This window comes from Flavobacterium sp. WV_118_3 (genome assembly GCF_039778605.1).
GTDB lineage: Bacteria > Bacteroidota > Bacteroidia > Flavobacteriales > Flavobacteriaceae > Flavobacterium.
Window position 1 is genome coordinate 1,591,295 of sequence record NZ_CP156060.1, and the last position, 23,514, is coordinate 1,614,808.

The 23,514-nt window shown below is 39.6% G+C and carries 21 protein-coding genes; 7 read left to right on the top strand and 14 right to left on the bottom strand.

Features of this window, described 5'->3' with window-relative positions:
* Positions 1-69 precede the first annotated feature (69 nt).
* On the bottom strand, positions 70-1,824 hold the full coding sequence (locus tag ABFU83_RS07425; protein WP_347069898.1) for a carboxypeptidase-like regulatory domain-containing protein: 1,755 nt from the start codon (positions 1,822-1,824) through the stop codon (positions 70-72).
* Between the two features lie 152 nt (positions 1,825-1,976).
* A complete protein-coding gene (locus ABFU83_RS07430; RefSeq protein ID WP_347069899.1) occupies positions 1,977-4,046 on the bottom strand; it encodes a M1 family metallopeptidase in 2,070 nt (689 codons plus the stop codon).
* A 90-nt stretch (positions 4,047-4,136) separates the two neighbouring features.
* On the opposite strand from ABFU83_RS07430, the gene ABFU83_RS07435 reads away from it, so the two are divergent.
* The 3 genes from ABFU83_RS07435 to ABFU83_RS07445 are packed head-to-tail and all read left to right on the top strand — an operon-like array spanning position 4,137 to position 6,127.
* Positions 4,137-4,883 carry a diphthine--ammonia ligase gene (locus tag ABFU83_RS07435; RefSeq protein WP_347069900.1) on the top strand — a complete coding sequence of 249 codons (747 nt, stop codon included), beginning with the start codon at positions 4,137-4,139 and terminating at the stop codon, positions 4,881-4,883.
* A 32-nt stretch (positions 4,884-4,915) separates the two neighbouring features.
* Positions 4,916-5,431: a hypothetical protein gene (locus ABFU83_RS07440; RefSeq protein ID WP_347069901.1), complete on the top strand. Its 516-nt coding sequence runs from the start codon at positions 4,916-4,918 to the stop codon at positions 5,429-5,431.
* 3 nt (positions 5,432-5,434) lie between these two features.
* The gene (locus ABFU83_RS07445; protein WP_347069902.1) at positions 5,435-6,127 is read left to right on the top strand and encodes an aspartyl/asparaginyl beta-hydroxylase domain-containing protein; all 693 of its coding nucleotides are present in this window, start codon (positions 5,435-5,437) and stop codon (positions 6,125-6,127) included.
* A gap of 122 nt (positions 6,128-6,249) precedes the next feature.
* Here the strand turns inward: ABFU83_RS07445 and ABFU83_RS07450 are convergent, their stop codons facing one another.
* Genes ABFU83_RS07450 through ABFU83_RS07460 form a run of 3 tightly spaced genes read right to left on the bottom strand, consistent with a single transcriptional unit; the run spans position 6,250 to position 7,385 of the window.
* Positions 6,250-6,528, bottom strand: a complete 279-nt coding sequence (locus tag ABFU83_RS07450) for a hypothetical protein (protein ID WP_136401285.1) — start codon at positions 6,526-6,528, stop codon at positions 6,250-6,252.
* A gap of 48 nt (positions 6,529-6,576) precedes the next feature.
* The gene (locus tag ABFU83_RS07455; RefSeq protein WP_347069903.1) at positions 6,577-7,017 is read right to left on the bottom strand and encodes a hypothetical protein; all 441 of its coding nucleotides are present in this window, start codon (positions 7,015-7,017) and stop codon (positions 6,577-6,579) included.
* Between the two features lie 20 nt (positions 7,018-7,037).
* Entirely contained in the window at positions 7,038-7,385 is a 348-nt protein-coding gene (locus ABFU83_RS07460; protein WP_347069904.1) for a hypothetical protein, read from the bottom strand.
* 289 nt (positions 7,386-7,674) lie between these two features.
* On the opposite strand from ABFU83_RS07460, the gene recG reads away from it, so the two are divergent.
* The 3 genes from recG (at position 7,675) to ABFU83_RS07475 (ending at position 11,723) form a co-directional block, all read left to right on the top strand.
* Positions 7,675-9,777: an ATP-dependent DNA helicase RecG gene (gene recG, locus ABFU83_RS07465; RefSeq protein WP_347069905.1), complete on the top strand. Its 2,103-nt coding sequence runs from the start codon at positions 7,675-7,677 to the stop codon at positions 9,775-9,777.
* 59 nt (positions 9,778-9,836) lie between these two features.
* Positions 9,837-10,700: a bestrophin family ion channel gene (locus tag ABFU83_RS07470; protein WP_347069906.1), complete on the top strand. Its 864-nt coding sequence runs from the start codon at positions 9,837-9,839 to the stop codon at positions 10,698-10,700.
* Between the two features lie 105 nt (positions 10,701-10,805).
* A complete protein-coding gene (locus tag ABFU83_RS07475) occupies positions 10,806-11,723 on the top strand; it encodes an AraC family transcriptional regulator (RefSeq protein WP_347069907.1) in 918 nt (305 codons plus the stop codon).
* Here ABFU83_RS07475 and ABFU83_RS07480 read toward each other — a convergent pair whose 3' ends face one another.
* Both ABFU83_RS07480 and ABFU83_RS07485 read right to left on the bottom strand, forming a co-directional pair.
* Positions 11,724-12,101, bottom strand: coding sequence for a DUF779 domain-containing protein (locus ABFU83_RS07480; RefSeq protein WP_347069908.1), 378 nt, complete (start codon positions 12,099-12,101; stop codon positions 11,724-11,726). It lies immediately after the preceding gene.
* 86 nt (positions 12,102-12,187) lie between these two features.
* On the bottom strand, positions 12,188-13,693 hold the full coding sequence (locus tag ABFU83_RS07485) for an aldehyde dehydrogenase family protein (RefSeq protein ID WP_347069909.1): 1,506 nt from the start codon (positions 13,691-13,693) through the stop codon (positions 12,188-12,190).
* A gap of 252 nt (positions 13,694-13,945) precedes the next feature.
* On the opposite strand from ABFU83_RS07485, the gene pheT reads away from it, so the two are divergent.
* Positions 13,946-16,372: a phenylalanine--tRNA ligase subunit beta gene (gene pheT / locus ABFU83_RS07490; protein ID WP_347069910.1), complete on the top strand. Its 2,427-nt coding sequence runs from the start codon at positions 13,946-13,948 to the stop codon at positions 16,370-16,372.
* Positions 16,373-16,433: 61 nt separating this feature from the next.
* Here pheT and ABFU83_RS07495 read toward each other — a convergent pair whose 3' ends face one another.
* The 7 genes from ABFU83_RS07495 to porQ all read right to left on the bottom strand — a co-directional run bounded on the left by ABFU83_RS07495 (position 16,434) and on the right by porQ (position 23,506).
* On the bottom strand, positions 16,434-16,892 hold the full coding sequence (locus ABFU83_RS07495; protein ID WP_347069911.1) for an HAD domain-containing protein: 459 nt from the start codon (positions 16,890-16,892) through the stop codon (positions 16,434-16,436).
* Between the two features lie 9 nt (positions 16,893-16,901).
* Positions 16,902-17,288 (bottom strand): hypothetical protein, encoded by a 387-nt coding sequence (locus ABFU83_RS07500; protein WP_347069912.1) that lies wholly within the window; start codon positions 17,286-17,288, stop codon positions 16,902-16,904.
* Between the two features lie 246 nt (positions 17,289-17,534).
* Entirely contained in the window at positions 17,535-18,101 is a 567-nt protein-coding gene (locus tag ABFU83_RS07505; RefSeq protein ID WP_347069913.1) for a fasciclin domain-containing protein, read from the bottom strand.
* A 160-nt stretch (positions 18,102-18,261) separates the two neighbouring features.
* Positions 18,262-20,025, bottom strand: coding sequence for a 30S ribosomal protein S1 (gene rpsA / locus ABFU83_RS07510; RefSeq protein WP_347069914.1), 1,764 nt, complete (start codon positions 20,023-20,025; stop codon positions 18,262-18,264).
* 246 nt (positions 20,026-20,271) lie between these two features.
* Entirely contained in the window at positions 20,272-21,648 is a 1,377-nt protein-coding gene (locus ABFU83_RS07515) for a nucleoside permease (RefSeq protein WP_347069915.1), read from the bottom strand.
* 139 nt (positions 21,649-21,787) lie between these two features.
* Complete coding sequence (cmk, locus tag ABFU83_RS07520) at positions 21,788-22,474, bottom strand: (d)CMP kinase (protein ID WP_347069916.1); 687 nt, start codon at positions 22,472-22,474, stop codon at positions 21,788-21,790.
* Positions 22,475-22,486: 12 nt separating this feature from the next.
* Complete coding sequence (gene porQ / locus ABFU83_RS07525; RefSeq protein WP_347069917.1) at positions 22,487-23,506, bottom strand: type IX secretion system protein PorQ; 1,020 nt, start codon at positions 23,504-23,506, stop codon at positions 22,487-22,489.
* Between the last annotated feature and the right edge of the window lie 8 nt (positions 23,507-23,514).

Genomic DNA, 23,514 nt, shown 5'->3' on the forward strand with positions numbered 1-23,514 from the left:
TCACATACCTAAAAAAAGACTTTTCAAATCAATGAAAAGTCTTTTTAATTTAAATAACAAACAAAACAATTAATTATCGCGAATTACATGGATGACTCCTGTAATCGTATGTGTGACACTTGGATTATTATTATCCTGATAGGTTCCGCTAAAGGTCATGTCAATATACTGCCCTACTGCTCCAAAAGCATTCAGATTAAATACCATTGTATTGGGCAATTGTGACGAAATATAGCCTACAGCTCCACCTTCAATCGTAAAGCTGGAAGTCGTATAGGTTCCCGGAACATTGGTATTACCCCAGAAATAGATTCCGGCTCCGGTAGCGCCCTGCGCACTAATATTTAGCCCGTTTGGTGTATATCCGGCATTAATACCTGTAAGATGGTAGGTCACCGGGTTGTTATCAATCTGATAAGTTATAAATTCTGTTATGGAATTACAAGCGACCAGATTCCCAATATTGGTTGTTGGTGTGGTAAATGTATAGTTCACATCACCCGTTACCTGTAAATTATCATAATCGGCACCTTCTAAAGTAAACGCTGTATTCGGGCCGCCACAAACCAACGTATTAAAACTAAAGCTTCCGTTGGTAACAGTTGCCACCTGTGTCGTATATCCGGTATGTAAAATTACATAACCATTGGTTACCGGTGCATTACTACAGGTTACCAGATTTCCCTCTACGGTTGTTGGTGTGACCGAAGGATTGGTTACCGTGATCGTTGGTAAAGTTGTATTTGCTGTTAGCGGACCTATGGTATTGCTATAAATCGTATTACCGCAATTATCCAAAACAACCAACGTCAAATTTTCGTTGGCCGGTACCAATCCACAAACCTGACCGTTGGCATTGGTCGTTCCCATAACCGGATAGGTATTTCCGCTTCGGATGATACCTACCTGAATGTTGGCTAACGCATTGCCATTGGCGTCTTCCAGATTCACACACATCGACACAACCGGAAACTGCGCATCGCAATTCCACCATGAAAAATGAGATACGTTACCTACGTATGTATCTCCCTGACGGGTTGCACTACCTTCACGAATCCAATACCCTTTGTCGTTATCAAAATGCCATAACGGGATTTCACTTGGAGCGCTTCCCAACTGACTGTTATCAATTTTCATCACCACCTGAGCCGTATGCCCGGAAGCAATCTGTAGTTTTTGCCCGGCCGATCCGCGTAATTCTACATTAAGCATCCCTAAGGTTTCCAGTGCTTTAGGGTTCCCATTTTCATCCTGAGCAAATAAAGCACCCGGCATTAGACTACTTAACTTAGTATCGGATGGCAATAAATGATACATCGCCACTGCAACACTACCGCTATAGGCTGCACCGTTTTCGTCCTGAAAGGCACCGTCGAAAACAACTTTGGTACCGGATAATAACGTGACTTCGCTACTCACTCCCGAATTGATCACCTGTGTTGGTTGTAACGGCAACAACATAATCCGAACGTTGTTATCTCCGTTTGTCGGTACCATTGTACGGGAACCGTCGATATAACCTGCTTTTTTAGCTGTGATATAGGCAAATCGTTCGTAAACCGTCGCATTTTTAATGATAAAAACGCCATTGGAATCTGTTTGTCCTGTTGTAGTTCCTATTTTGATTGTGGCATTCGAAACGGGATTTCCGTTCGTATCCACCACCTGTCCGATGAAATCTCTTGAAACCTGATTTCCGAAACTGGACGACATAGTACCACCACCGGTATTATTTCCTCCTCCTTCTACGGTACTTTCGGATTCACATCCCGCCAGAAACAACAGAGACGTGAAGAGTACTACAAAAAGTTTGATTTTATTCATTTGTTTTGGTTTTGTGTTGTTCGTATTCTTTTAGATACAACACAAACCTTTTAGTTGCGTATCAAATGTTATTATTTTTACAATAATTTAATACAATAAAAACACATTCATCAACATAAAAACGAATAACATAAAACATAAACACTAAAAAACTACTCTTTCAGTAAATTCTCTAATTGTTTTTTTTCGTCTTCGGGTAAAGCCGGTAAAAGTTCCTGAAAATACTCCCGGTGTTTTTCATTTTTCAATAAGGCACGAATCGAATCCTTTGAGAACTTAACAAACAACCATTGATGGTGTAAAGTTCCATTTACCAGATAACGCAGGGTATTCATGTCATTTTTATTCAGATACAACAGATTCACCAAAGCATTTTGCCTTACATTACTTGCATACTGAGGGGAAGCGTAGTCCAACAGTTCTTCATAGTATTTTAATTTTTCGGAATTCTGATAGTCCGGTGTCGCCAAAGCCAATGTCAGCCAACTGATTCGCAGGTTTTTATCATTAAACCCCTGCCAGTCTTGTGTTTGATCGAGTAACGGAAAACGCTGGTTGGGAAATTGTGCCCAAAGTGCCTTTAACGCGATTTCCTGAGTGATATAGGAGCGATCTTCCAATAAGGTTTCGTATTGCGGTTTAAACGATTCCGGAATACTGCGCAACGATTTACTTATCGCCTGTCGAACTTTTAAATCGGTCGATTGCATCGCTAATTCCAGTAAAGGTTTATTCTGTTCGAATGGCGTATTTTCCAATTGGTAGATAATTTCTTCCTTAACCGGATAGAAAACATCCGATTTTAAAAGTATTTCGAATGGCTTTTGTTTGTCGACCAATAATTTGTCCTGCAATTCGACAACACCGAGATAGGTTTTTATAAACGGATTTTGCTTTATGATAGCCAAAGCTTCTTCGGTTGGAAATGCCGGATTTTCGAGCCATAAGGTTTTAAAAGCCGCCGTATCATAATCGGCAACATTTCGAACCTCAGCCAGAAACGCATCGGTGTCGACATTTTTAAACGCATATTTCCGCAGGTAGTTTTGTACCGCCAGACGAAATTTATCTTCTCCTATTTGTGTACGCAGATAATGTAAAGCCCAGGCCCCTTTCTGATAGAAAGTCAGCGAGCTTGCTTTTTCATGAAGGATCGGTTTGGGATCGGTTTTGGAAGCCCGAATGAGTTTTTCGGCCGATTCGTACAGTTCCCAATTAAAATGATCATCTCCAAAAAGCTGCTTTTCGGCCAGCAAAGCATAATACGTTGCAAATCCTTCCTGTAGCCAATGGTGTTTTCCGGATTGCGCCGTAACCATATCGCCAAACCATTGATGCGCCAGTTCGTGGGCATTTACGTTGGTATACGTCCGATCGTTAAATCCGATAGCATCGACCACAAAATCCTGCGAAAAGATGGTTGCTGTAGTATTTTCCATTCCGAGATATAAAAAGTCGAATACCGGAACTTGTCGGTAAACCTTCCAGGGATAGGCTACTCCTATTTCCCGTTCTAAAAAGTCAAAAATCTCTTTCGAATAGCGGTACGTCGATTCAAATTTTGACGCATCCGCTTTGCGAAGGTATAATTCCAAAGGTGTCCCCGATGCGGTCATTACGGTCTTTTTATCAAATTTTCCGATAGCCAGCATCGCCAGGTACGAACTCATCGGTTTTTCCATGACATACTGCCAGGTGGTCTGATTGCCTTTCGTGACTTTATGTTTTAAAACACCGTTGGAAAGGACTTCAAAAGTGCTATCATAGGTAATGGAAAACGAAAAAATCACCTTTTCATTCACATCATCAAAACTGGGTAGCCAATGGCTGGTATATTTCCCCTGTCCTTGTGTCCATATCTGGAAATCCTTGTCTTTTCCGATAAAATAAAGTGTTTGCCGCGGTTGTGCTTCGTAATGCAGTTTCAGGGTGTTACGCCCTTTTTTATACCCCTGAAACAACTGTAATTTTTTTCCGGTATTTTTAAATTTTACGGCTCTGTTATTGATCGTAACGCCGGAAATATCCATCCGTTGCGCATCGATGCTAATTGTATCCGTTGCACTATTCACCTGAAAAGTATAGGTCACATCGCCTGCAATTTTACGGCTTTCGGTGGTAAATGAAACCGCTGCATCGAGTGTGATAAAATCAACTTTTTCGCTTTGTTGTGCGTTTGAAAAGGTATATATAAAATAGCAGAGAAATGTGAGTCGCTTCATATTTAGAGTATAATGAAAAGCTCAAAGTTACAAAGTTTAGCACAACATTATAGCGGCTTTTTTGTAAGTTTACACCTTAAATTTTCTATTTTGAAGGCAAAAATGGTATTTAACTGGAGTAGCGGAAAAGACTCTGCTCTCGCGTTATATGAATTAATACAGAAGGATCAGTTTGAAATCGCGTGTTTATTAACAAGTGTAAGCCAACAATACGATCGCATTTCGATGCACGGCGTACGAAGCAGTTTGCTCGAAAAACAAGCCGAAAGCATCGGTTTGCCCTTGGTCAAAATGGAAATTCCCGAAATGCCTTCAATGGAAATTTATGAAAACGTAATGCGGAAAACCCTAACCGACTTACAGGCTAAAGGGATTACCCATGCTGCTTTTGGTGATATTTTTCTGGAAGACCTGCGGGAATACCGGGAAAAGAAACTGGCCGAAATGAACCTAAAAGCCGTTTTCCCGCTATGGAAGCGCGATACCAAAGCTTTAATTCACGAGTTTATTGGTCTGGGATTTAAAACCATCGTTACCTGTGTCGATGCCCGATTACTCGATAAAAGTTTTGCCGGCCGTATTATCGATGCCGATTTTATCCGGGAACTCCCTGAAAATGTAGATCCATGTGGTGAAAATGGCGAATTTCATACGTTTACATTTGACGGACCACTTTTTAAAAATCCGATTGCTTTTACAAAAGGGGATATTGTGCTCCGTAAATACGAAGCCCCGAAAAACGATGACGATTGTTATACCACACCACGGGAAACCGAGTATGGATTCTGGTATTGCGACCTTATCCCGACAGCTGTCAAATCAGGTAAAATCACCTAAAAGATTCGGACTGTATTTTGTATTTTTGGGATATGCAGAACTCACCTACGCTCCAACGAACAACAACACTCTCCAAAGTTCTCAACTTTCTCGGGGAAATCGGAATTCCGGTTGTTGAAAAAACACTAACGGATACTTTTCTGCCCGGTTTAGCATTGGGGCCGAACTGTATTTTCGTAGATTTTGATCAACTATTATATCCAGGCGATTTACTGCATGAAGCCGGTCATCTTGCCGTAACCACTCCAGACGAACGCAAGCTTGCCGGAACGAATGCTCAAAGTGCCGACTGGCCTTCGGGCGGTGAAGAAATCGGCGCGATTTTATGGTCGTATGCCGCTGCGGTTCACCTGAATTTACCGCTTGATTTTGTTTTTCACAATAACGGTTATAAAAACGGTTCGGAAATGTTGATTTCGAATTTCGAAAAAGGAAATTATATCGGATTGCCTTTTTTGGAATGGGCCGGCTTATGTCTGAGTGAGGCACGTGCCGAACAACAAGGCCAAAAGCCTTTCCCTTTTATGCTACACTGGTTAAGACCTTAAGTTATGGAATTGGTTCGCGCTATAAAATTCCCAATTGCATTTGATATCGACCGTTTACAGGCCGACGTGCAAAAAGTACTTTCCCAGGAATGGACGGATCATTATAACCGTAAGGATTACAACGGCAAATGGACTTCAATCGCCCTGATGTCGGAAGACGGTAAGTCCGATTCTATTTTCGCCTTAAACCGAAACAAGCTACAAGACACAGCCATCCTGGAACAATGTCCCTATTTTAAAAGTATACTCAACGATTTCCCGTTTGAAAAAACAGCCGTTCGTTTGCTTAATCTTACCGCCGGAACCGAAATCAAACCGCATCGCGATTACTGTCTGGGCTATGAAGACGGTTGTTTCCGCCTACATATTCCCATCATTACCAATCCGGATGTAGTATTTTTACTGGACAATAAACGTTTGATCATGAACGAAGGTGAATGTTGGTATATCAATGCTAATTTTACGCATTCGGTTGTCAATAACGGTACGCAGGATCGTATTCACCTGGTTATCGACGGATTACAGAACGAATGGACCGATGCACTTTTCTATAAAGAAGCCGATCCGGAACAATTCCGAAAACCATTACCCGAAATGAGCGAAGTTGAAAAACAACGCATCATCGAAGAACTGAATCGTATGAATCCGGTACTCACCGCTACTGTTCTTCAAAACATGGAAAACAACAAGCCTTGATCAAATCTGTAATTTACACATACAAAGAAGGTAGGCTTAACCAAACCTACCCTCTCCTGTCTATAAACACAATTTATTTATGGAACTCTAAATTATGCCTACACTATGACATCTATGAAAAGTTATGATACTCCTATTCTGCTAAATTTTTTGGATACAATTACCGGTTTTTCCAATACCGGCAGGTGATCCTGTTTTCCGTGAACAATAAAATCAAATCGGGCTTTTGCTAATGACTCTTCTGTAAAACCACGCAAACCATAATCGGCTTTGATTTCTTTTAAAACAACATCCGATGAAGCCGGATTATCATAACTCCTGTTGCTAACGGTTTCTGTTCCCAGATAATATTTTTTTCCGTTAATCGTCGCAAATGCCGACACTATATATATTCCATCCATACTTTTTGCTTTTGAGTTATTATTTTATTTAGGGTTCTTATTTTTTAGTTAAACAACCGGAACCGTTACGGTATCAGTTTTTTTGGAATCGACAAGACAGTTCGCCAACGATCCTAAAACCAATAATAGTATTCCTGCAATAACAGGCCATTGCGCTACAGGTAAAAACATCCTTCCTGTCAATATAAATAAGGTTCCAATCAGGCTGAGTAAAAAGGGAAAGTATATTTTTTTTTGTCGCACGTTTTTTAACAACGCCCATAAATGGAGCATTAAAAAAAGCAGGAGTGCCGGGAAAAACCACACCTTTGGCGATAATTTTGCCATTCCGAAGCTTCCCAGCATACTCATATATACGGTCCAGCACATTCCGGTTTTAGGATAAAATAATGCCAGAAAACCAAGTAGTTCCACTACGCTACCTGTATTTTTCTTTTTCCCCGGAACGCTGTCCCAATCCGTTACGAATTCATATATTCGCTTTACCATCTTGAGTCACATTTTGATTATTACTGTCTTAAACTAATTTTAAGATTTTGCAACCAATAGGTATCAACAGGCGGTAAATGCTGAAAATCATCATCTGTTTCCTGTACATCCGGAAAATGATCAAGAGAATTGTCTGGTGTTGATCCGTTATTTCCGGAACGTTTGCTATGCAATACATTCAGCGCCAGTAAAGAGGCTTCGGTAGAAGTATCTTTAATCAGGTTCCGGATCGCTGTCGGATTCGAATCTTTAACCAATTGTCGGCTTTGTTTTTCCTTTACTACAACTGTCGCTGTCGCGGGTGTTTCCCGACAGAAGCTAATTAAAAGGAACGCAATTAGTACTACGGCAATTTGGGGAATCTTCATTTCTACTATCTTTTTTGGTTACAGTTTAGTCGTCAAAAAATACTTAACCTATTAGCTAACAGTATGATCTTGCTACAGCATTTTATGGGATAAAACTATAAATCCATACTATATTTTTTATACGTGTTTTTACCTGTTTTTCCGTAATTACCTTTTTTCAGACGACTTCCTGACTACTATACGCGATAAAAAATCGATTCCGATCCTGTATTTTCATCCGGGGTATTTTTAATTTTCCCAATTAAAATCTATCTTCGTAATGTGATTTTTTACTAATCGTGATTCCTGAATGAACAACCTTCTCGAAACTCCTATAGAATACCTCAAAGGCGTTGGTCCACAACGTGGGGAGTTATTACGTAAAGAGTTAAACATTCACCGTTATGCCGATCTGCTTAACCTCTACCCCAACCGTTATATCGACCGTACGCGCTACTATAAAATCAACGAATTACAAAACAGTAATTCGGAAGTACAAATTATAGGTCGTGTGATCCATATCAAAACCGTAGAACAAAAGCGTGGCAAACGGCTTGTAGCCACTTTTGTAGACGATACCGGCGAAATGGAGCTGGTTTGGTTTCAGGGTCAGAAATGGATTCGTGAAAATCTGAAGTTAAATAGCGTCTATGTTATTTTTGGAAAAGTAACCGCTTTTAACGGTCTGTTTAATATGGCGCACCCGGAAATGGAATTACTCGCCGATCACGAAAAAAGTTTGCGCTCGGCTATGCAATCCGTTTATCCGTCTACCGAAAAACTAACGCAAAAAGGAATTACCAATAAAACGGTAAACCGCCTGATGCAGCAATTGTTTATCGAAACCCAGGCGTTATTTAAAGAACCTTTACCGACGAATCTGATCGACGAATTAAAGCTGATTCCGAAAAATGTCGCCTTATTCAACATTCACTTTCCTAAAAGTCAGGAGCTGTTGGCAAAAGCGCAATTCCGATTAAAATTTGAAGAGTTGTTTTTTATTCAGTTACAACTCATCACCAAAAACCTCATCCGGAAACACAAAATTAAAGGCCATCCTTTTGATAGTGTTGGCGCGTATTTTACAACTTTTTACAACCATTATCTTCCGTTTGACTTAACGAACGCACAGAAAAAGGTTTTAAAAGAAATCCGCAACGATCTGGGAAGCAATGCCCAAATGAACCGCCTTTTGCAAGGTGATGTAGGATCCGGTAAAACCATCGTTGCCCTAATGACCATGCTTCTGGCTTTGGATAACGGTTTTCAGGCCTGTTTAATGGCGCCTACGGAAATTTTAGCCAATCAGCATTTTTTAGGAATCCGCGAACTGGCTAAAGAACTCAATCTGAATATTAAAATACTAACCGGTTCCACCAAAACAGCCGATCGGAAGATCATCCATGAAGAACTGGAAAACGGTAGTCTGCATATCATAATCGGAACGCATGCATTGTTGGAAGACAAAGTAAAATTCCATAACCTCGGACTCGCTATTATCGACGAGCAACATCGTTTTGGTGTCGAGCAACGTTCTAAATTATGGAAAAAGAACGCCATTCCGCCACATGTGTTGGTGATGACGGCCACACCTATTCCACGAACGCTGGCCATGAGTCTTTATGGCGATCTCGACATTTCGGTTATCGACGAACTTCCTCCCGGCCGGAAACCCATACAAACTGTGCACCGTTACGATAGTAACCGATTGAAGGTTTGGAAGTTTCTTAAAGATGAAATCGCCAAAGGCCGACAGATTTATATCGTATATCCGTTGATTCAGGAAAGTGAAAAAATGGATTACAAAGACCTGATGGACGGTTATGAGGGGATTTCACGTGACTTTCCGCTACCACAATACAGTGTGAGTATTGTTCACGGGCAAATGAAACCGGCCGAAAAAGATGCCGAAATGGAACGTTTTGCTTCCGGAAAAACCAACATTATGGTCGCCACTACGGTTATCGAAGTGGGGGTAAACGTTCCAAATGCCAGTGTAATGATCATTGAAAGTGCCGAACGTTTTGGTCTTTCGCAATTACACCAGCTCCGCGGTCGCGTGGGACGAGGTGCCGAACAGAGTTATTGTATTCTAATGACCGGTCATAAACTGAGTAATGACTCCAAAATACGGATCGAAACCATGTGTCGTACCAATGACGGTTTTGAAATTTCGGAAGTCGATCTAAAGCTTCGCGGACCGGGCGATATTATGGGAACACAACAAAGTGGCGTACTCAATTTACAGATTGCTGATCTGGTAAAAGACCGGGATATTTTACAATTGGCCCGCCATGAAGCCATCCGACTTTTAAAAGACGATCCGTCGATGAACAAACCGGAACATCAGGTTTTAAAGCAGGTTTTTATTGAATTATCCAAAAAAAGAAACATTTGGAATCATATCAGTTAACCTTATTTAAAACTTCATATAAAGTAAATTAAAATAATCTATTACAAACAAATAAATATATGGTAGCCTACAATCCTAAAGACTGGATTACATTTATTTTCCGTTTCCACAAAGCGGATACCTTTCGCCAGTTAATTCCTATGATGATCACCATTGGACTTTATTCCGCAGGTGTTGGTTACCTCGAAATGGAATACTGGAAACTGACGGAAAGCAGCCATGTCAAGAACGTCACCATAATGCATAATATGTTGGGTTTTGTAATTTCGTTATTACTGGCCTATCGCACCAATACTGCCTACGATCGTTGGTGGGAAGGACGAAAATTATGGGGCGGATTGGTCAACAATAGTCGGAATTTGTCTATAAAACTGGCTGCAATGCTAAAAGACGAACGCGACCGTAACTACTTTCGTACGATGATACCGGGATATGCCTCTATTTTAAACCGTCATTTAAAAAATGCCGACACCGGCAAACAGTTGGCTGAAGATTTCGACCTCAGCCTGGATCACAATAAGCACAAACCGAATCAGGTAGCGCGTATGCTTTTTAATAAAATCAACGAGTTGTACGATTCCAAAAAGATCACCGGCGACCAGTTAATCATCCTAAATAGCGAAATCCAGTCGTTTACCGAAATCTGCGGTGCCTGTGAACGGATTAAAAACACGCCTATTCCCTATTCATACAGTGCTTTTATCAAAAAGTTTATCTTTTTCTACGTGATGACACTTCCGTTTGGTTATGTATTTAGCCTTGGCTATTATGTCGTGCCGGTGGTGGTTTTTATTTTTTATGTATTAGCGAGTCTTGAATTGATTGCCGAAGAAATTGAAGATCCGTTTGGGGATGATGCCAACGATTTACCTACAGCCAAAATCGCCAGCAATATTAAAATCCATGTAGAAGAAATTCTATAAAAGAACGTTAATTTCGACAACTATTTTTTCATATCGGGATATTTTCAGTAAATTTATTAGCTTGTTTTTTCAGGCAAACGGAATGTTTATTTTGAAAGAATCCCGATGAGTTTATCCAGATCCTTATTACCAACACCGCGTTTAACTCAGGAAAAGTCACTTAAGACTTTAGTTGAGAACAGAACCATTTACTCACTAAATAACTGCGAGTTAAATATTTTTGAAACGTACAAAACCACCGAGATGGTTCCGTTAAAATTTAACGACCTGGTGGTTACCAGTATGTTGCGCGGTAAAAAAGTAATGCATCTGTTTGACGAACCCGGTTTTGTATACCTGCCAGGCGAAACCGTAGTGGTTCCTTCCAATGTGGAAATGAAAATTGATTTCCCGGAAGCGTCTCCAAACAACCCGACACAATGTTTGGCGTTAGCTATTGATCAGGCAAAAATTAACGAGACGTTGCAGTTCCTGAACGAACGCTATCCCAAAGACGGCGATTTCTGGAAACTGGATCACGAAAATTATTTCTTTTATAACAATATCGAACTGGCCACCACCATCAGCAAACTGATCAAAGAATGCATGAGCACTTCGATAACCAAAGATGCTCTGGCCGACCTGACGTTACAGGAATTACTCATTCGCATTATTCAGACACAAACGGTAAAAGCGATCGACACCAACACTTTTCTAAATAACAACAGTCCTATTGTTCCTGTAGTGGAATATATCCGAAAAAACCTTCAGGGGAATATCAATTTAAAAGATTTAAGCGATAAAGCCTGTATGAGTAGCACTTCTTTTTATCGTTTTTTTAAACGCGAAATGGGCATGAGTCCAATCGAGTTTATCCTGACCGAAAAGATCAAACAAGCCAAACAGTTATTAAAAAATCCGTCACTACAAATCAATGAAGTTTGCTTCCAGTCGGGTTTTGAAGATTGCAATTATTTTATCCGACTGTTTAAAAAATACGAAGGAATCACTCCCAAACAATACCAACTTCTTTATATCAGCTAATTATTCATCCTCCTTATAACGCAACGGTTCCAGATTAGTTCGCTCTTCGTCCGTAAACAAACGGGAATGAATAATAAAACGCTTGCCATACGGGATTTCCAATGAAAAACTCGCGCCGCGTCCTACGACCACATCCAACGTTAAATGCGTATGTTGCCAGTATTCAAACTGATCTTTACTCATCCAAAACGGACATCCGGCAACTTCACCTAGGCAAACATCGCTATATCCCAGTTTAAATTCTCCTTCCGGAAAACACATGGGCTGTGATCCGTCGCAACAGCCACCACTCTGATGAAACATCAGGTCTCCATTACGGGATTTTAATTCTTCTATTAAGACTATTGCTGCTTCCGTTACAGCTACTCGTGCTACCATTTTATTATTTTTAAAAAGCCCGACAAGATTACTCCTGCCGGGCCCATTGGGAGGAAAACTAATTGTGGTTTTGTTTTTGAAAAAAATTAAAAGAATCCTAGTTTATTTTTATCGTATGAAATCAGCATGTTTTTAGTCTGACGGTAATGTTCCAGCATCATTTTGTGGTTTTCTCTTCCGAATCCGGATTTTTTATAGCCACCAAACGGCGCATGTGCCGGATACGCATGATAATTATTTACCCAAACCCTTCCGGCCTGAATGGCTCTCGGAACCTGATACAACTCATGCGCATCACGTGTCCAGACACCGGCACCTAATCCGTATAGTGTATCGTTGGCAATAGCAATCGCTTCTTCCGTGTCTTTAAATGTCGTCACACAAACTACCGGGCCAAAAATCTCTTCCTGGAAGATTCGCATTGTATTCGTTCCTTTAAAAACGGTTGGTTCGATATAATAACCTCCTGAAAGTTCCCCTTCCAACTGATTAACATTACCTCCAACCAATACTTCGGCACCTTCTTCTTTTCCGATTTTTAGGTACGATTGGATTTTTTCATACTGATCATTCGAGGCTTGCGCTCCCATCATCACGGTTTTATCCAACGGATGTCCAATTTTAATCGCTTTTACCCTTTCAATTACTTTCGCCATAAAACGATCGTAGATAGCTTCATGTACCAGCATACGCGACGGGCACGTACAAATTTCGCCCTGGTTTAACGCAAACATCACCGCACCTTCTACCGCTTTATCAAAAAAGGCATCATCAGCATCGGCTACGGATTTAAAGAAAATATTCGGTGACTTTCCTCCTAACTCCATTGTCGACGGGATGATGTTTTCCGCCGCATACTGCATGATCAATCGACCTGTCGTTGTTTCTCCGGTAAAAGACACTTTCGCAATACGAGGCGAAGTCGCCAATGGTTTTCCGGCTTCAATTCCGAATCCGTTTACAATATTGATCACTCCCGGTGGTACGACATCTTTAATCAGGTCCATTAACACCAAAATCGAAACCGGGGTTTGCTCCGCTGCTTTTACAACGGTACAGTTACCTGCCGCAATAGCCGGTGCAATTTTCCAGGTGGCCATTAACAATGGGAAATTCCACGGGATAATTTGCCCAACAACTCCTAATGGTTCGTGCAGACAAATGCTTACAGTATTCTCGTCGTGTTCGGATATCGTTCCTTCTTCGGCGCGGATTACACCGGCAAAATAGCGAAAGTGATCAATACAAAGAGGCAAATCGGCCGCCAGGGTTTCGCGAACCGCTTTACCGTTATCAATCGTTTCTACGGTAGCCAGATATTCCAGATTGGCTTCCATAATATCGGCAATTTTATTTAAGACCTGACTTCTGTAAGCGGGCGATGCTTTTCCCCAGGTTTTAAAAGCTTCATGGGCTGCATCAAGTGCCAGATCAATGTCTTCTTTGGTCGATCGGGCCGCTTTGGCAAATACCTTTCCGTCAATCGGGGATACATTGTCAAAGTATTCGCCTTTTACAGGAGGAACAAATTTACCTCCGATGAAATTATCATATTTTTCTTTAAATTGTGGTCTTTGAATTACATTGCTCATAAAATTGTTTTTTGCGTTTATTCAAATTTACGGGCTCTGCAAACAGTAAAATAGCATTATTCTTTCAATCAATAGCATATTTTTTTCAGTTGCATTTTTTTTGTTTTAATTTTTTAAACATTCCTTTATAAATCCTGCGATTTCACAAACAATCATCAATCTAAAAAAGATCATATCCGGTTTAAAAAAGCGCAACTTTTCTTTATTCTACGCCCGACAATACGTATATTTGCATCCTTAAATTTTACTGCAATGCGTATATCATACAATTGGTTAAAACAATTCATAAAATTAGATTGGAATTCTGAAGACACCGCTGCTTTACTAACCGACTTAGGTCTGGAAGTAGAAGGCGTGGATAAGTATGAAAGTTTAAAAGGAGGACTTGAAGGTGTTGTTGTGGGTCATGTACTGACTTGCATTCCGCATCCAAATGCCGACCGATTACGGGTAACTACCGTTGATCTGGGCGAAGGTACTCCGGTACAGATTGTATGTGGTGCGCCGAATGTTGCTGCCGGACAAAAAGTGGCCGTAGCGACGATCGGGACCAAATTATACGACAAAGAAGGTGTTGCTTTCGAAATTAAAAAAGGGAAAATTCGCGGTGAGGAAAGTCACGGTATGATTTGTGCCGAAGACGAATTAGGTTTAGGCGAAGGCCACGACGGAATTATGATCCTTGCCGAGGATTTAAAACCAGGTACGCCGGCTTCTAAAGTTTTTAATATTGAAACGGATGAAGTTTTCGAAATCGGATTAACGCCAAACCGTGCCGATGCGATGAGTCATTTGGGTGTTGCCCGTGACCTGAGAGCCGGATTGATTCAGAAAAACATCAATCATACAGAATTGATCACACCTTCTGTGAGCAAATTTAAAGTTGAAAAACGTACCTTAAAAATCGACATTAAGGTCGAAGATAATAAACTGGCACCACGTTATTGCGGTGTTACCATTTCTGGTATTACGGTAAAAGCATCACCGTCATGGTTGCAAAACCGTTTGAAAGCAATCGGATTAACTCCGAAAAACAATGTCGTTGACGTTACCAATTATGTTCTACATGAACTGGGACAACCACTACATGCGTTTGACGCGGCAAAAATAAAGGGTGGTAAAGTAACCGTAAAAACGGTTGCAGCCGGTACCAAATTCGTTACGCTTGACGATGTAGAACGCACCTTACACGAAGAAGATTTAATGATTTGCGACGATAACGGTCCAATGTGTATTGCCGGTGTATTTGGCGGTAAAAACTCCGGTGTTACCGAAAACACAACTGCGATTTTCCTGGAAAGTGCTTATTTTAATCCGATTTCCGTTCGTAAAACAGCCAAACGTCATACGTTAAGCACTGATGCGTCGTTCCGTTTTGAAAGAGGTATCGATCCCACAATTACAGAATACGCCTTAAAACGTGCCGCTTTATTAATTCAGGAGGTTGCCGGTGGTGAAATCACTTCTGATGTAATTGACCTGTATCCGAAAAAGATCGAGGATTTTTCCGTGTTGTTAAATTTTAACAACGTAACCAAAATCATCGGACAGGAATTATCCAAAGAAACCATCAAAAAAATCCTGGTTTCGCTAGACATTAAAGTAAACAGTGTATCCGATGCCGGTTTGGGATTAACGATTCCTGCTTACCGTGTGGATGTACATCGTGAGATTGATGTAATTGAGGAAATCCTACGGGTTTATGGCTACAACAACATTAATTTTACACCAAAATTAAACGCTTCGATTTCGAATTCGTCCCGTACGGAAGATTATAAAATTCAGAATATTATTGCCAACCAATTGGTTTCACAAGGCTTTAATGAAATGATGGCCAATTCACTAACGTCTCCGGAGTATGTAAAATTGTCTGAAAAATTAAAAGAAGAATTTAATGTATTAATGTTAAATCCTTTGAGTAATGACCTTTCCGCTATGCGTCAGTCGTTACTTTTCAGCGGATTGGAAGCCATTTCGTTTAACATCAACAGAAAACGCAGCGACTTGAAATTATTTGAATTCGGAAAAAGTTATCATAAATTACCATCCGGTTATGAAGAAAACAAACACCTAACCCTGTTTGTTACCGGAAACCGATTAATGGAAAGCTGGATCACTCCGCAACAACCTTCGGATTTCTTCTTATTTAAAGGCTATATAACCGGTATTCTTTCCCGTTTAGGAATTGAGAAAACCACTACACAACCTTTGGATAATGATATTTTTGCAGAAGGTACCGCGCTATCGGTTGGAAAAGATATTATCGTAGAATTGGGTACGACTAAAAAATCGATTTTAAAACATTTCGACATCAAACAGGAGGTTTTATTTGCCGATTTTAACTGGAGTGCTATCTTAAAATTACTATCCACTAAGATCAAGTTTGTGGAAATCCCGAAATATCCGGAAGTACGTCGTGATTTAGCGTTATTACTGGATCAGTCCGTTGCTTTTGATCAAATCCTGACAATCGCTAAACAGACTGAAAAATCGCTTTTAAAAGACGTTAATTTATTTGACGTATACGAAGGTAACAACTTACCGGAAGGTAAAAAATCGTACGCTGTAAGCTTTACGATTCAGGATAATTCCAAAACCCTAACCGATGTTCAGATCGATAAAATTATGCAAAAATTACAAGCCAATTTCGAAAAGGAATTGGGCGCTACTTTGCGATAAGAACTACCAATACAATGAAAGTCCCGATTTATTCGGGACTTTTTATTTATAGCCCGGTATTTTATTTTAGAATTCTGTCCAAATCACTGTAACTGGTGCTATTTAAACCGGTATAAGGATTGGTCAGTACTAATCTTTCTTTTAAGTTTTGAGGTAATCCGTTTAACGATTTGTCATCGTCAATAATAAGTACTTCTTCCGGACTATACTTACATTTATTCATCCAATTTACAATTTCGGTTTTTCTTGTAAATCTTTCTTCCTGCGGAATATCTAAAATAGAAATCGTATCGGCATATATCTTTCTTCTTTTAAAGATTTCTATCCATTCTAAAACAGGAAAACGAAAGCGATGTGACGTCGATAAAATCAATTCTACTTTTTTTACTTTACCGATAATCTCATTTAATATCGCAACTGCTATTGTATTGAATTGATAAAAACCATCCTGTGCCATATCCACTTTTCTTTGCGGATTCGCATGTACCATTACCCCGTCGATGTCGAGAAAAATTTTCATTTTAGTATTCTATATTATTTTTTCAAAATCGGAAAGAAAATCATCATCACAATACTTTCTGTTATACGGACAATTGTAATCCCAATCTTCTTTTGTATCGATTTTTATATCTTTAAATGACCGCCTTATATCCGAAAAAGAACAACCGGATTTGATAGTATCGATACCAATACCGGCTAATTTATAAGCAATATAACGATGATTTCCATCGGTTATTAACGCTCCGTTGTTCACTTTAATCGATCCAAACCGATATCCGGCCAAAACCCGTCGGTAGATACGCTTAATTATAGCAAAACACACTACCTGATGTGTTGTAACATATTCATGACATGAATTCTGTATAAATGCTTTTACTGCAAAAATATCAAGTTCTTCATTTTTCTGACAATTCATACTCCTCTTTTGGCGAAAACTTATTTTATGGGCACAGATACACTAATTTACAAATAAATTATTGAAATCAAGCCCATTACCTACTAAACAATCACCCCCAAAACAAGACATTTCCATCCCAATTCAGCTATTTTTATTTCCAATCCAAAATAAGAAAGTCCCGAATAAATCGGGACTTTCAATTTCTGGAGGATGCTTTTATACATAAAAGTCAATCAGGAGAATATTAATTTGTAACAGACATTATTATGATTTCGGTAATAAAACCGCATCTACAACATGGATTACTCCATTGGACTGATTCACATCGGCAATAGTCACTTTTGCGCTTTTACCGTTTTCATCCGTTATATACAGATCTTTTCCTTTCATCCAGGCCGTTAACGTTCCTCCACTAACGGTTTTTAGCGTGGCTTTTCCTTTTCCGGCTTTAATGGCTTTATCCACATCAGCAGCATTCATTTTTCCCGCCACAACATGATAGGTCAGAATGGTTTGCAGTTGTTTTATATTTTCGGGTTTTAAAAGTGTTTCCACGGTTCCTTTTGGTAGTTTGGCAAAGGCTGCATTGGTTGGCGCAAATACCGTAAAAGGCCCTTTTGATTCCAATGTTTCTACCAATCCGGCGGCTTTAACAGCGGCTACTAATGTGGTATGATCTTTTGAGTTTACTGCATTTTCAATGATGTTTTTGGAAGGGTACATCGGAGCACCTCCTACGGTTACGGTTTTTTCTTTTTGTGCAAAAGATGCTGTTCCGAAGAATAATGCGCAAGCCACAAAAGCTACGGATAAAATTTTTGAAGTTTTCATAAATGATTTTTTTAATTGTTTATATAGTCATTTACGGAACTTTTGTAACTATGGTTTTAAAAAAGATAAAAAAAACTTAAACTACTTTTTTTCAAATGTAATAAAACAAAAAAAAGTCCCGATTACCCGGGACTTTTAAAATTATTATTCAGATAAGGGATTACTCTCCTTTTTCCATTTTAGCTTTTAATTCAGCTAATGCATCGATATCTCCTAATGTTGTTTTTTCAGCATTATTAGTCGATGTCATAGTTGCTTCAGCAGTTTTCACATTTTTCTCTTCTTCTTCACGGAAGATAGCTGTGTGAGAGGCTACTACTCTTTTGAATTCTTTGTTGAATTCAATTACTTTGAAGTCAGCTACATCACCTTTTTTCAATTTCTTTCCGTCTTCTTTTTCTAAGTGACGTGTAGGAATGAAAGCAACGATATCATCACCAAATTCTACCGTAGCTCCTTTGTCAACGATTTCAGAGATTGTTCCGTTGTGGATTGTTCCAACAGCGAAAGCATCCTCATACTGATCCCAAGGATTAGCAGTTGTTTGTTTGTGACCTAACGATAATTTACGTCCTTCAACATCCAATTCTAATACTACTACATCTAATTTATCACCTACGTTAACAAATTCAGATGGGTGTTTGATTTTCTTAGTCCAGGAAAGGTCAGAAATATATACTAATCCGTCGATTCCTTCTTCTAACTCTACGAAAATACCGAAGTTAGTGAAGTTTCTAACGATTCCTGTGTGTTTAGAACCTACAGGGTATTTAGCAGTGATATCCGTCCAAGGATCTTGCGATAATTGTTTGATACCTAAAGACATTTTTCTGTCTTCTCTGTCTAATGTAAGGATTACAGCTTCTACCTCATCTCCAACTTTTACGAAGTCCTGAGCCGAACGTAAGTGTGTAGACCAAGACATTTCAGAAACGTGGATTAAACCTTCAACACCTTCTGCAACTTCGATAAATGCACCGTAATCAGCGATTACAACTACTTTACCTTTTACTTTATCACCAACTTTTAAGTCTGGATTTAAAGCGTCCCATGGGTGTGCGTTTAATTGTTTTAAACCTAATTGAATTCTTGTTTTCTCATCATCGAAATCAAGGATTACAACGTTTAATTTCTGGTCTAATTCCAATACTTCACTTGGGTGGTTGATACGGCTCCAAGATAAGTCAGTGATGTGGATTAATCCGTCTACACCTCCTAAGTCAATGAATACACCGTAAGAAGTGATGTTTTTCACAACTCCTTCTAACACCTGTCCTTTTTCTAACTGACCGATAATTTCTTTTTTCTGTACTTCGATATCTGCTTCGATAAGCGCTTTGTGCGATACAACAACGTTTTTGAATTCGTGGTTAATTTTAACAACTTTGAATTCCATTGTTTTGTTCACATACTGATCGTAGTCACGGATTGGTTTCACGTCGATTTGAGATCCTGGTAAGAATGCCTCGATTCCGAATACGTCAACGATCATACCACCTTTAGTTCTACATTTAACGAAACCGTTAACAATTTCACCTGATTCGTTAGCAGCGATAACTCTGTCCCAAGCTTTGATGGTACGTGCTTTTTTGTGAGATAATACTAACTGACCTGATTTGTCTTCACGAACGTCAATCAATACTTCTACTTTGTCACCTACTTTTAAGTTCGGGTTGTAACGGAATTCATTTAATGAAATTACACCCTCAGATTTAGCGTTGATGTCAACGATAGCATCTCTTTCAGTAATTCTTACTACTACTCCTTCTACTACTTCCTCAGCGTCAGTAGAGATAAAAGTTTTTGCTACTAAATCTTCAAATTCTTGTAAGTTTTTTTCGTCAACAGCATCAATACCTTCTTCGAAGTTATGCCAGTTAAAATTCGCTAAAAACTCGTCTTGTGTTTTTGTTTGTTCAGACATGTCTGATAAAAAATTTGTATTCTGTGTTTTCCTGAGTCTCTTAATGCGATCGAAAACAACAGAAGTGTTTTACATAAATTGTTGATACCTAAAGGAAACTCGTCTTCGCCAAAAGGTGTGCAAAGGTAAAACTATTTTTTTGATTTACAAAACTTTATTCCGTTCCAAAACAACAGCTTACCGTCGTATTTAAAATCTTTTTCCCGGAAACGGATACAAAAAAACCGGCTTTTAACCGGTTCTTTGTTAATGTCCTATATTTTGTACGTCTTTCGGATCGTGTTTGTGTTTAAACATCAGTGCGAAAGCAATAGCGATAATCAGTGCGTAAGCTGCAAATGTCAGCCAGATATGATGCCAGTCTTTCATAAAAATCGGATTACTGAAAAGTCCATCTGCCGAAATTTCTACGCCATGTCCTTTTACAAATTCATTCATTAATCCGTTGGTTGGTTCCGTTTGTAAATACGCAGCTAAGTCTGTAGTGTTTGAAAACGATTTGGTAAAATATTTATCAATTGCCCATCCGGAAGTAAAACTACCCAATACCGCTCCGAAACCATTGGTCATCATCATAAACAATCCCTGAGCCGACGAACGGTTTTTAGCACTGGTGTTGGTTTCTACAAATAGCGATCCCGAAATATTAAAGAAATCGAAGGCCATACCGTAAACGATACACGACATCACAATCATCCACAAACCGGTTACCGGATCACCAAAGGCAAATAATCCAAAACGCAATACCCAGGCCAACATACTGATCAACATTACCTGTTTGATTCCGAATCGTTTTAAAAAAAACGGAATTGCCAAAATAAACAAGGTTTCCGAGATCTGTGAAATCGACATGATAATGGTAGAATATTCTACTACAAACGAATTGGCGTATTTTGGAAAATGTTTGAATTCATCTAAAAACACATCACCATAGGCATTCGTTAACTGTAAAGCGCCGCCTAAAAACATGGAAAAGATAAAGAACAATGCCATTTTATAGTTGGCGAACAATTTAAAGGCTTCCAATCCTAAGGTTTCCGATAAAGAAGCATTCTCACTAATTAATCGCTGTGGCTTACACTTTGGTAATGTAAAAGCGTATAATCCCAGAATTAATGCTGCAATACCGGCAATATAAAACTGGTATTCGGTTGCTTTATTTCCGGTAAGATTGGTAATCCACATCGCTACAATAAATCCAATCGTTCCGAAAACACGGATGGGCGGGAAATCTTTTACCACATCATTACTGTTTTGCTTTAAAGCCGTATAGGAAATGGAATTGGATAACGAAATGGTTGGCATGTAAAAACACATCGCCAAAAGCATCACATAAATAAAAGTCGTTGGTGTAGCTACCTGTGGTAACGAAAACAATACCCCTGCGTATAATATATGCAATATCCCGTATAATCTTTCCGCATTCACCCATCTGTCGGCAATGATCCCCGTTAGTGTTGGCATAAATAAAGAAGCAATTCCCATGGTTCCGAAAACCAAACCAAATTGGGTTCCTTCCCAGTTTTTAGTTCCAAACCAATAATTTGCTATGGTGATAAGCCACGCCCCCCAAACAAAGAATTGGAAGAAGTTCATCAGGATAAGACGATTTTTTATAGTCATTATGTGGTGTAATTTTGTGTATTAGATTCGTTTTAATTTTTAAAAAAGCTGGTAAATCTATTAATAAAAACAGGAAATCCAAAATAAAATGCGCTATAAAACGAACCGCATCCTATTCTGGATTTTATTTTTAAATGAATCAGGATCCTTTTTCCATCGCTAGTTTTAACACTAACGCAAATTGTTCCTCCCGACTTAAATTGGAATTGTCTACTTCATACGCATCATTGGCTTTTACCAACGGAGAATCCTCCCTACTCGTATCGATTTTGTCACGTCCCACTACATTTTGCAACACATCCTCATAGGTAACCTGTTGCCCTTTAGCTGTTAACTCATCAAAACGGCGTTGTGCGCGGGTTTCCGGACTGGCAGTCATAAAGATTTTTAATTCAGCATCCGGAAATACGACCGTGCCGATATCCCGTCCATCCATTACAATACCTTTATCGGCGCCCATTTTCTGTTGTTGTTCGACCAGTTTTGCCCGTACTTCCGATACTTCAGCAATCCGGCTTACCTGTTGTGAAACTTCGAGTGTACGGATTTCGGTTTCCACATTCTGATCGTTCAGATACATTTCGGCAAATCCCAATTGCGGATTAAACTGAAACTGCAGACTAATTTGCGGTAAAGCAGCAATGAGTTGTTCTTTATCGAAATGGCTATCGGAAATCAATCCCTGTTGCATGGCAAATAAGGTTACCGCACGGTACATGGCTCCCGTATCCACATAAACATATCCCAGTTCTTTTGCCAGTTGTTTGGCCAGCGTACTTTTCCCCGTGGATGAGAACCCATCTATTGCTATGGTAATTTTTTTCAAAACGTTTGTATTTTATTGTAAGTTAATGGTAAGTCCAAAAAGACTGGTATTCCCTGCCGAAGTATAACGCGAATAGGAATAGTCAAATTTTACGGTGTTGAAACGCAATCCGAAACCGGCAGAAATTCCGGCAAAGGTACGTTGATCGGTTATCGAAAGTTCTTCTCCTCTTCTGAAATTATAGCCCAAACGGAAGTTAAGACTTTTTCCCGGAAATAATTCGGCTCCCAGAATTACGTGGCGCAAGGCATTATTGATAAAGGATACTTTTTCTTCCTGTACTTCTCCATCGATACTGCTTTCGGCCCGGTTCGGATTGGAAAAAGCGATATTCCATTGTTGTAGGTTTTCGAGTGTCAGGTGCCAGCGAATAGGTACATTTTCCATTTGCTGCGAAATTCCGGCGATGATTTCCAATGGTAGTTTTTCCTGTAAACCGGCATAGGTCGTGATCTGCATTCCTACATTTCGCACTGCTAAACCGATGTTAATATCATTGTCTTCATCTACATAAATGGCACCCAGATCGACCGCGGCTCCAAAAGAGTTATAGCTTTCCAGCGTGGATGAGATTAGTTTGGCATTGGCACCGATATGAATGTCGGTCCACGGAATATTATAAGCATACCCGAAGGAAAGGGCGATTTCACTACCGGTAAAATCGGACGTACGGTTTCCGGTTTCATCATATCCTTCGAAAGTACCGTAATTTACATAGTTTACACCGGCATGAAAGGTTTGCACGTGACGATCCCAGGTATAGGCATAGGCCGCCGTACCATAGGTCACTTCTCCGTAGTAACTACCATAGTTAACCGAAAGATGGTTATCCATTTCCACATTAATCGTAGCGGGGTTATAAATAGCCTGGTTTACATCGTTGTCATAAATCGTAACGGTTTTCCCTCCCAACGCTGCCTGACGGGGTGATGTCACTAAATTCAGAAACTGATAGGTATATTTTCCACCAATCTGCCCATAGGAAAGAGCTGTCAGGATTAGAAAAAATGAAGTCAGTATTTTTTTTGCCATTGTTTATG

Excerpts from the sequence above, each read along its gene's own strand:
- ABFU83_RS07425 (WP_347069898.1), bottom strand. The coding sequence starts at position 1,824 with ATGAATAAAATCAAACTTTTTGTAGTACTCTTCACGTCTCTGTTGTTT.
- ABFU83_RS07430 (WP_347069899.1), bottom strand. The coding sequence starts at position 4,046 with ATGAAGCGACTCACATTTCTCTGCTATTTTATATATACCTTTTCAAAC.
- ABFU83_RS07440 (WP_347069901.1), top strand. The coding sequence starts at position 4,916 with ATGCAGAACTCACCTACGCTCCAACGAACAACAACACTCTCCAAAGTT.
- ABFU83_RS07445 (WP_347069902.1), top strand. The coding sequence starts at position 5,435 with ATGGAATTGGTTCGCGCTATAAAATTCCCAATTGCATTTGATATCGAC.
- ABFU83_RS07450 (WP_136401285.1), bottom strand. The coding sequence starts at position 6,528 with ATGGATGGAATATATATAGTGTCGGCATTTGCGACGATTAACGGAAAA.
- ABFU83_RS07455 (WP_347069903.1), bottom strand. The coding sequence starts at position 7,017 with ATGGTAAAGCGAATATATGAATTCGTAACGGATTGGGACAGCGTTCCG.
- ABFU83_RS07460 (WP_347069904.1), bottom strand. The coding sequence starts at position 7,385 with ATGAAGATTCCCCAAATTGCCGTAGTACTAATTGCGTTCCTTTTAATT.
- recG (WP_347069905.1), top strand. The coding sequence starts at position 7,675 with ATGAACAACCTTCTCGAAACTCCTATAGAATACCTCAAAGGCGTTGGT.
- ABFU83_RS07470 (WP_347069906.1), top strand. The coding sequence starts at position 9,837 with ATGGTAGCCTACAATCCTAAAGACTGGATTACATTTATTTTCCGTTTC.
- ABFU83_RS07475 (WP_347069907.1), top strand. The coding sequence starts at position 10,806 with ATGAGTTTATCCAGATCCTTATTACCAACACCGCGTTTAACTCAGGAA.
- ABFU83_RS07480 (WP_347069908.1), bottom strand. The coding sequence starts at position 12,101 with ATGGTAGCACGAGTAGCTGTAACGGAAGCAGCAATAGTCTTAATAGAA.
- ABFU83_RS07485 (WP_347069909.1), bottom strand. The coding sequence starts at position 13,693 with ATGAGCAATGTAATTCAAAGACCACAATTTAAAGAAAAATATGATAAT.
- pheT (WP_347069910.1), top strand. The coding sequence starts at position 13,946 with ATGCGTATATCATACAATTGGTTAAAACAATTCATAAAATTAGATTGG.
- ABFU83_RS07495 (WP_347069911.1), bottom strand. The coding sequence starts at position 16,892 with ATGAAAATTTTTCTCGACATCGACGGGGTAATGGTACATGCGAATCCG.
- ABFU83_RS07500 (WP_347069912.1), bottom strand. The coding sequence starts at position 17,288 with ATGAATTGTCAGAAAAATGAAGAACTTGATATTTTTGCAGTAAAAGCA.
- ABFU83_RS07505 (WP_347069913.1), bottom strand. The coding sequence starts at position 18,101 with ATGAAAACTTCAAAAATTTTATCCGTAGCTTTTGTGGCTTGCGCATTA.
- rpsA (WP_347069914.1), bottom strand. The coding sequence starts at position 20,025 with ATGTCTGAACAAACAAAAACACAAGACGAGTTTTTAGCGAATTTTAAC.
- ABFU83_RS07515 (WP_347069915.1), bottom strand. The coding sequence starts at position 21,648 with ATGACTATAAAAAATCGTCTTATCCTGATGAACTTCTTCCAATTCTTT.
- porQ (WP_347069917.1), bottom strand. The coding sequence starts at position 23,506 with ATGGCAAAAAAAATACTGACTTCATTTTTTCTAATCCTGACAGCTCTT.